Raw genomic sequence first — 6,853 nt, forward strand, 5'->3', positions numbered from 1 at the left:
AAGCAAAATATCAAGACCAATGAACACATCAGAATTAAACCGTTTCATCGTTGTATTAATCTATGGTTCATTGGTCTTGCTTTCTTTACTGAAACTGTCCAATCCGTTGCGGGTAAACAGAAAGGCCAACTTCTGGTTTGGGATATTTCTTTTTTTATGGTCAAGTTTCTGGCTGGATGAGGTTCTTACCCTAGTGAATAGTGCTCCGGTAGAGGTACATTCCATCATTTCCGTTCAGATGATCCAGTTTCTGACGCCCATTATGTTCTATTTCAGTGTGTTATTTTACACCAATCCTGCATTTAAATTTAAAATTTCAGACCTGAAATACCTTATTCTGCCTGTTGTTTTTTGGATCAATATTCTGTTACAGCGTTTTGGTGGATTTGATGATCATACTGTTTTTAATTTTGTTTTTATCGGCTTAATCCTTGTACAGGCCTTATTCTATACCGGTCTTTCATATTTCACTATCCGGAAGCACAAAAAAAGGATCCAGCAGTTTTCTGCGAATACAGAAGGTATCAACCTGAACTGGCTCGAATATATTACTGTCATTATTTTCATTATTAATATTGCTTACATAGTTTATAATTTATCCTATGATTCTACTGCCCTAAATTTTTTCATTAACGGAGCTTTTCTGCTGGTTATTTATTTTGTAGGGTATTATTCCTTAAAGCAGAAAGAAATTTATCCCCTGGAAGAAAAGCAGCGTGATGAATTGATTTCTATTGATGAAGATCCCGAGAGAGAAGAAGTAAAGAAAAAGCTGCTCCCCGATGAAGAACTGCTGAAGATCAAAAGTCAGCTGGAAGAAATCATGGATAAGCAAAAGCCCTATCTGGACAGCGAGCTGAACCTGATCAGGCTTTCCGAACTGTTGTCTATTTCTACACACCATCTGTCTTATGTGATTAATACCGGATTTAAGAAGAACTTTTTTCAGTACGTGAATGAATACAGAATTGAGTATGCCAAAAAACTTCTCAAAGACCCTCAGAGCAAACTGTCAATTTTAGGGATCGCCTACGAATCCGGATTCAATTCCAAAACTTCTTTCAATACCACTTTTAAAAAACTGACAGATCAGACTCCTTCCGAGTATAAAAATGGTTCAGGTTTATAAGTTTTAACGTTCTGTTTTAATTAATTAATTGTTTTTCAATATGTTATATAGATTTATTTTTAATTTAAAAATAGGTTCACTCAGATAACCCTGAACATTCAAAGATACTTTTCCGGATAGCTTTGTATCATAAAATTGTTTTATGGATACCAAAGAATCATATGCTGTAGTAACGGGAGCGAGCCAGGGACTTGGAAAAGCATTTGCAGAAAACCTAGCCAGTAAGAATATCAATGTCATTTTGGTAAGCCTTCCGGGGCAACATTTAAAAGAATTGTCTCGACGGCTTGAAGAAACCTATCGGATCAGGGCAGAGTATTATGAAGTAGACCTTTCGGTGAATGAAAATGTCATGAAGCTTACAGAATGGCTGAACCGGTCTTTTGAAATTCATATCCTGATCAATAATGCGGGGCTTGGAGGCACGAAGAAATTTGTAGATGCTTCGCCGTCTTATATCAATACCATTTTACAGGTGAATGTAACAGCAACCTCACTGATCACTCATCAGTTGTTACCTAATCTGTTAAGACAGCCTAAAGCCTATATTCTGAATGTATCAAGTATGGCTGCTTTTTCACCCATAGGTTTCAAAACGGTATATCCGGCTTCCAAAACCTTTATCCATTCATTTTCAAGAGGACTTCATGAAGAGCTGAAGGACACTAATGTCTTTGTAAGCGTTGTGAATCCCGGAGCGATGAAAACCAATATCGATGTCTGCAAAAGAATTGAAAAGCAAGGTGTTTTAGGAAAGCTTACCCTCCTGGACCCAAACAAAGTGGCAGCTTACTGCATCAGGCAACTTTTCAAAAAAGATTCCGTTATTATGGTGAATCCCATAAGCTGGCTGATTATGAAGATCCTGCCTATATGGATTAAGCTGCCTCTGATGACCAGTGCCATTAAAAAAGAAATAGAAGCATGAAAAAAGTTTTCGTGACCGGAGCCACAGGGCTTCTGGGAACTAATACCATTATTAAATTATTACAATATGATTATTCTGTTACTGCTCTGGTGCGCAAGAAAAGCAGCTGGATGGGCGAAGAAAATGAAAATCTCAGGCTCATAGAAGGAGACCTGTTCTCGGATATTTCAGAGCATCTGCAGGATGTGGGTACTGTTATTCATATTGCGGCGGAAACCAGTCAGGACCTGTTGCGTTATGAAGATTATAAAAAGACGAATTATGATGCTGTAGTTAATCTGTTTGCTCAAACTGTATCAGTGGGAGTAGAAAAATTCCTGTTTGTAAGTACGGCCAATACATTAGGATATGGAAATTCTGTTGGCTGGGGAAATGAAGAAGCTCCTCAGCTGTATCCTTTTACCCGTTCCTATTATGCCAAAAGCAAACTGGAAACAGAGAATTACCTTTTGCAGCAGAGAAAGGAAACCAACGTAGTTATTGTAAACCCTACCTTTATGATCGGGGCCTACGACCGTAAGCCGAGTTCGGGGAAAATTATCTTTTGGGCCTGGAAAAAGAAGCTTGTTTTCTATCCAAAAGGCGGAAAAAACTTTGTGCATGCCGAAGACGTGGCGGAAGGAATTATAAAAGCCACTGAAAATGATAAAAATAGCGAAAAATACCTGCTGGCCAATGAAAACCTGACTTACAAAGAGTTTTTTGGAAAAGTAAATGCCATAACAGGACAGGCTCCCGTTATGATCCCAATACCAAACTCAGGACTTGCCATACTCGGAATAATAGGAGACATACTGAGAAAACTGAAAATAAAAACCAGCCTGAGTTCTCCTAATATGAAAGCTTTAAGAATTAATAATTATTACTCCAACCGGAAATCTTCAGAGGAATTGGGGATCCGGTATCAACCTGTTGATAAGGCGATTGAAGATGCGATCTGCTTTTTTGAAAAGAAAAGCGAGGAAGCTAAGATTGGCACACAGACATAAATAGCTAGAATACTAGAATATATAAGTCCTGTTCATCCATCCGCTTCATCAGATCAACTTGTTGATTGCATCTTTGCTTTCTTTAATAAACACTAACAATGGTAAACCTTTGCGTTAAAATATTCCCACAGATCCGTGTTGTTTTTAGATTTATAAAAGAGCAGATGGATGTTTTTTTTAATAATTGTCAGTTTCCCAGCCTTTCCAAAGCATTTTCAAGTGTTTCAGTGAAATTAATATGTTTTGTTTTATTGCTTTCGAAAATGAAATCCCTGATGCTTTTGCTTTGATACTTTTCAAAATCCCCTACAATGGCAAGGCTCATGCGGTAATTAGAGAATTTTTGCAGGATATCTCCTGCTATTTTTGTTTTCAGATCGAAGAATTCAGGGGTGAGATTCTTCTCATAGATAATCAGCTTATCGAAACCCTGATAATAAATATTTCCAAGAAGATCCAATCCGTCCTGAGCAGACCGGATAATGATGTCAGCGGAAACAATTTCGGCTATTTTAATTTCATTGACAGAGTGTGCGATAATTTCCATGATTCAATTTTTATTTTTTTCCAGCAATAAAGCGGTCATTTCCAGATAAATCTTTGATCAGTTGGGCTTCAGAAAAATATCCGGTATACAATTCAAGGGTTTCAGGACCAAGTTTCTGATTGATTTCCAAAAATAAAAAACCATTGTCTTTCAGGTATTGTTGAGCATCTTCTGCGATTTTCCTGTAGAAGATTAATGCATCCTTCACAGGAGAGAAGAGTGCCATTTTGGGTTCAAATTCCTTGACAGAATCAGCGATCTCAATTTCTTCTTCAATTCCTATATAAGGAGGATTGGAAATAATAATATCATAGCTTTCCGTTAATTCAAAATTCAGATAATCTGCATGAATAAAGTTGATTTCCAACTGATGATGTTCTGCATTTCGCTTAGCCGTTTTCAAGGCTTTTTCCGATAAATCAATGGATGTAATTTTCGCTCCGGGAAAATGTTTTTTTAAAACCAATGGAATTATACCGCTTCCGGTTCCGATATCCAGAATCTTTAAACCCTGAACATTTAATTCTGAACTTTGAATGGTATGAATTGCCATCTCAAGCAGCTCCTCCGTTTCAGGACGCGGAATAAGGACATGTTCATCCACGAAAAACAACATTCCGTAAAATTCTGTTTCCCCAAGGATCTGTTGATAGGGTCTTCCGGTTTTTAGATCAGAAATAACCTGAACAAGCTTTTTTTCATCATCAATAAGAAGTTCTTGATGAGAAAGTCTTCTTTGCTGAAACGAGTCAAAGCCTGTAATTTTCTGTATAAAAACACTGCATAAAAAAGCACTTTCCGAATCGTTATAAAGTTCGGAAAGCTCAGTTTTAAAATATTTTTTGAATGCTGATATTGTCATTTATCTTGTGAAAACCAGTTTAGTGTCCGTAGATTTTTCCTCATCGATCAGATAGCCTCCATAGTTGAATGCCTTTACATCATCCAGGGTTTTGGCGTTAGTTTCCGCACAGAACCTTACCATAAGACCTCTTGCATGCTTGGTATAAACAACAATAGTTTTCAGTTTTCCGTCTTTTAATTCATAGAAATCAAAATCGATGACCTTATGATTTAATTTTTTCCTGTCAATCACTTTCCCGTACTCATTGCTGGCCAGATGAAGAAGAATTTCACCCTTTTTCATCTCGGAGTTCAGCTGTTCCGTGATCTTTTCTCTCCAGAATTCATATAGGTTTTTGTATTGATCGAATTCAAAATGACGTCCCATTTCCAGCCGGTATAGCATTACTTTATCGGAAGGCTTCAGCAGACCATATAATCCGGAAAGCATCCTGTAATTCTTCTGTAAATAGTCAACAGCATTTTTGTCCAGGGTTTTTGCATCCAGTCCTCTGTAAACCTCTCCTGTAAAAGCAAATAGGGCAGGAGCAGATTCCTTTGCCGTTGGCTTCGCCTTCCATTTCTGGTTTCTTTCCCAGTTCTCATCGGCCAGCTTAGGTGATATTTCCATTAATTCCGAAAGATATTTCGGAGATTTGTGCTTCAAATAAGACTGGATGAATGCAGCTTCTTCGATGAATTTTGGAGTGGTTGATCTTAATAAGTCAGTTGAATTCTCAACGTTCATCAGTTTCGCTGGAGAAGTTATAATTTTCATAATGTTTAGAGTACAGATAAATGTTTAGTATCAATTAAATTCATGATCATCACAGACACAAAGTCGTACATAAAATGACAGATGATTAGAATTTTAATGTTCGAATATTGTTTATAAAACATAGCAAAAACGGTTCCGATAAAGAAAGGTACGACTACCTGTCCGATTGTTCCATAAGTGCTGTGCAAAATTCCAAATAATAGGGCGGAAATGAAAATACCACAATATTGATTATTGTATATTCTTTCAATTCTTGGCTGAATGTATCCTCTCATAAGAAGTTCTTCTACCACTCCGGCAGTAAGGCATATAAAGATCATCAGCAGATAATTATTTTTAAAAGCAGAAGAGATCTGAACCATTTTGCTGCTCATGCCTTCCTGAGTCAAAAGCTGGATAATTATACCAATAACGGAAGTTCCTATAAGACAGGTAAAATATAAACGGATTACTGACTTTGTATAGAATGATACAGTATACTTCTTTTCTTTCTGTAGCAGGAAAGCATTTTTTTCTACAAAAAAATTATAAAGAAAAACAAAAAAAAGAACCATCCAAAGAACAATCCTTGTATAAAAAAAATTAACGGATGTAATTCCTTTTGTACCTGTAATTAAGTAAATAAGCGGCAATGCATAAAGCATTACTGCAGCAAGAAGCACAAAGGTAAAAAGAATTCCCAGTGCGTATTTACCATACAAACTCATAATCCAAATGATCGGTTGACTGCTTCTGATTAAATGATTCCTTTTCCCTGGCGGATGATTTCCGGTTCTCCCGAAGTAAGATCCACAATGGTAGAGGCTATATTATCACCATATCCGGAATCGATTACAATATCCACCAGATGGTCATACTTTTCTGCAATTAGCTCAGGATCTGTGGAATATTCAATAATCTCGTCGTCATCTTTTATAGACGTTGAAGCAATTGGATGGCCCAATTTTTCCACAATAAGCTGTGGAATCGGATGATCGGGAACACGGATACCAATGGTTTTATGATTTTTATAGGCCAAAGGAAGGCTCTTGTTGGCATCTAAGATAAAGGTAAATGGTCCTGGAAGGTGGCTTTTCAGAAATCTGAAGACTGAAGTATCAATAGGTCTTGTAAAATCTGAAAGGTGGCTCAGGTCATTACATATAATTGAGAACTGAGACTTTTCCAGTTTGACTTTTTTAAGCTGGGCCAGCTTTTCCATGGCTTTTATATCAAAAATATTACATCCCAAAGCATAGATCGTGTCAGAAGGATAGATAATAAGCCCGCCGTTTTGTAAGGTTTTAATAACCTCATTCACAAGATTTTCCTGAGGGTTATCAGGGTAAATTTTCAGTATTTTTGCCATAAAACAAAGATACAAATAATAAAATAGTTTTCATAAAAGTCCTTTATTTAAAAGAAAAATTAGGATTTTCAAAAAATAGCCGTATCTTTGCACTCACAATATCGCGGGATGGAGCAGTAGGTAGCTCGTCGGGCTCATAACCCGAAGGTCATCGGTTCGAGTCCGGTTCCCGCTACTAAGTTAAGTGCTTTCGGTAAGCACTCTAAAAATACACCGCGGGATGGAGCAGTAGGTAGCTCGTCGGGCTCATAACCCGAAGGTCATCGGTTCGAGTCCGGTTCCCGCTACTAA

At 37.3% G+C, this 6,853-nt stretch carries 8 protein-coding genes and 2 tRNA genes; 5 read left to right on the forward strand and 5 right to left on the reverse strand.

Annotation, left to right across the window (positions count from 1 at the left end):
• Positions 1 to 19: 19 nt before the first annotated feature.
• The 3 genes from ACTJIV_RS06920 (at position 20) to ACTJIV_RS06930 (ending at position 3,046) form a co-directional block, all read left to right on the forward strand.
• Complete coding sequence (locus ACTJIV_RS06920) at positions 20 to 1,129, forward strand: helix-turn-helix domain-containing protein (protein WP_440626496.1); 1,110 nt, start codon at positions 20 to 22, stop codon at positions 1,127 to 1,129.
• Between the two features lie 142 nt (positions 1,130 to 1,271).
• Positions 1,272 to 2,057, forward strand: coding sequence for an SDR family NAD(P)-dependent oxidoreductase (locus tag ACTJIV_RS06925; RefSeq protein WP_111958306.1), 786 nt, complete (start codon positions 1,272 to 1,274; stop codon positions 2,055 to 2,057).
• Positions 2,054 to 3,046, forward strand: a complete 993-nt coding sequence (locus tag ACTJIV_RS06930; protein ID WP_440626497.1) for an NAD-dependent epimerase/dehydratase family protein — start codon at positions 2,054 to 2,056, stop codon at positions 3,044 to 3,046. Before ACTJIV_RS06925 ends, ACTJIV_RS06930 begins: the two co-directional genes overlap by 4 nt.
• A gap of 187 nt (positions 3,047 to 3,233) precedes the next feature.
• Here ACTJIV_RS06930 and ACTJIV_RS06935 read toward each other — a convergent pair whose 3' ends face one another.
• The 5 genes from ACTJIV_RS06935 to ACTJIV_RS06955 are packed head-to-tail and all read right to left on the reverse strand — an operon-like array spanning position 3,234 to position 6,562.
• Positions 3,234 to 3,593 carry a DUF4180 domain-containing protein gene (locus ACTJIV_RS06935; protein WP_440626498.1) on the reverse strand — a complete coding sequence of 120 codons (360 nt, stop codon included), beginning with the start codon at positions 3,591 to 3,593 and terminating at the stop codon, positions 3,234 to 3,236.
• 10 nt (positions 3,594 to 3,603) lie between these two features.
• The gene (gene prmC / locus ACTJIV_RS06940; protein WP_440626500.1) at positions 3,604 to 4,455 is read right to left on the reverse strand and encodes a peptide chain release factor N(5)-glutamine methyltransferase; all 852 of its coding nucleotides are present in this window, start codon (positions 4,453 to 4,455) and stop codon (positions 3,604 to 3,606) included.
• Positions 4,456 to 5,214, reverse strand: a complete 759-nt coding sequence (yaaA, locus tag ACTJIV_RS06945) for a peroxide stress protein YaaA (protein WP_440626501.1) — start codon at positions 5,212 to 5,214, stop codon at positions 4,456 to 4,458. It lies immediately after the preceding gene.
• A gap of 5 nt (positions 5,215 to 5,219) precedes the next feature.
• Positions 5,220 to 5,921 carry a lysostaphin resistance A-like protein gene (locus tag ACTJIV_RS06950; protein WP_440626502.1) on the reverse strand — a complete coding sequence of 234 codons (702 nt, stop codon included), beginning with the start codon at positions 5,919 to 5,921 and terminating at the stop codon, positions 5,220 to 5,222.
• A gap of 29 nt (positions 5,922 to 5,950) precedes the next feature.
• The gene (locus ACTJIV_RS06955; protein WP_111958294.1) at positions 5,951 to 6,562 is read right to left on the reverse strand and encodes an L-threonylcarbamoyladenylate synthase; all 612 of its coding nucleotides are present in this window, start codon (positions 6,560 to 6,562) and stop codon (positions 5,951 to 5,953) included.
• A 102-nt stretch (positions 6,563 to 6,664) separates the two neighbouring features.
• Between ACTJIV_RS06955 and ACTJIV_RS06960 the strand changes: the two genes are divergently transcribed.
• A tRNA-Met gene (locus ACTJIV_RS06960) sits at positions 6,665 to 6,737 on the forward strand.
• 39 nt (positions 6,738 to 6,776) lie between these two features.
• Positions 6,777 to 6,849 (forward strand) — tRNA-Met (locus tag ACTJIV_RS06965).
• The last annotated feature ends 4 nt before the right edge of the window (positions 6,850 to 6,853 follow it).

The organism is Chryseobacterium sp. 22532, from assembly GCF_052044665.1.
Classification (GTDB): Bacteria; Bacteroidota; Bacteroidia; order Flavobacteriales; family Weeksellaceae; genus Chryseobacterium; species Chryseobacterium lathyri.

What these genes read in the sequence shown, in the direction of transcription:
- ACTJIV_RS06920 (WP_440626496.1), top strand. Translation starts at nt 20, where the DNA reads ATGAACACATCAGAATTAAACCGTTTCATCGTTGTATTAATCTATGGT.
- ACTJIV_RS06925 (WP_111958306.1), top strand. Translation starts at nt 1,272, where the DNA reads ATGGATACCAAAGAATCATATGCTGTAGTAACGGGAGCGAGCCAGGGA.
- ACTJIV_RS06930 (WP_440626497.1), top strand. Translation starts at nt 2,054, where the DNA reads ATGAAAAAAGTTTTCGTGACCGGAGCCACAGGGCTTCTGGGAACTAAT.
- ACTJIV_RS06935 (WP_440626498.1), bottom strand. Translation starts at nt 3,593, where the DNA reads ATGGAAATTATCGCACACTCTGTCAATGAAATTAAAATAGCCGAAATT.
- prmC (WP_440626500.1), bottom strand. Translation starts at nt 4,455, where the DNA reads ATGACAATATCAGCATTCAAAAAATATTTTAAAACTGAGCTTTCCGAA.
- yaaA (WP_440626501.1), bottom strand. Translation starts at nt 5,214, where the DNA reads ATGAAAATTATAACTTCTCCAGCGAAACTGATGAACGTTGAGAATTCA.
- ACTJIV_RS06950 (WP_440626502.1), bottom strand. Translation starts at nt 5,921, where the DNA reads ATGAGTTTGTATGGTAAATACGCACTGGGAATTCTTTTTACCTTTGTG.
- ACTJIV_RS06955 (WP_111958294.1), bottom strand. Translation starts at nt 6,562, where the DNA reads ATGGCAAAAATACTGAAAATTTACCCTGATAACCCTCAGGAAAATCTT.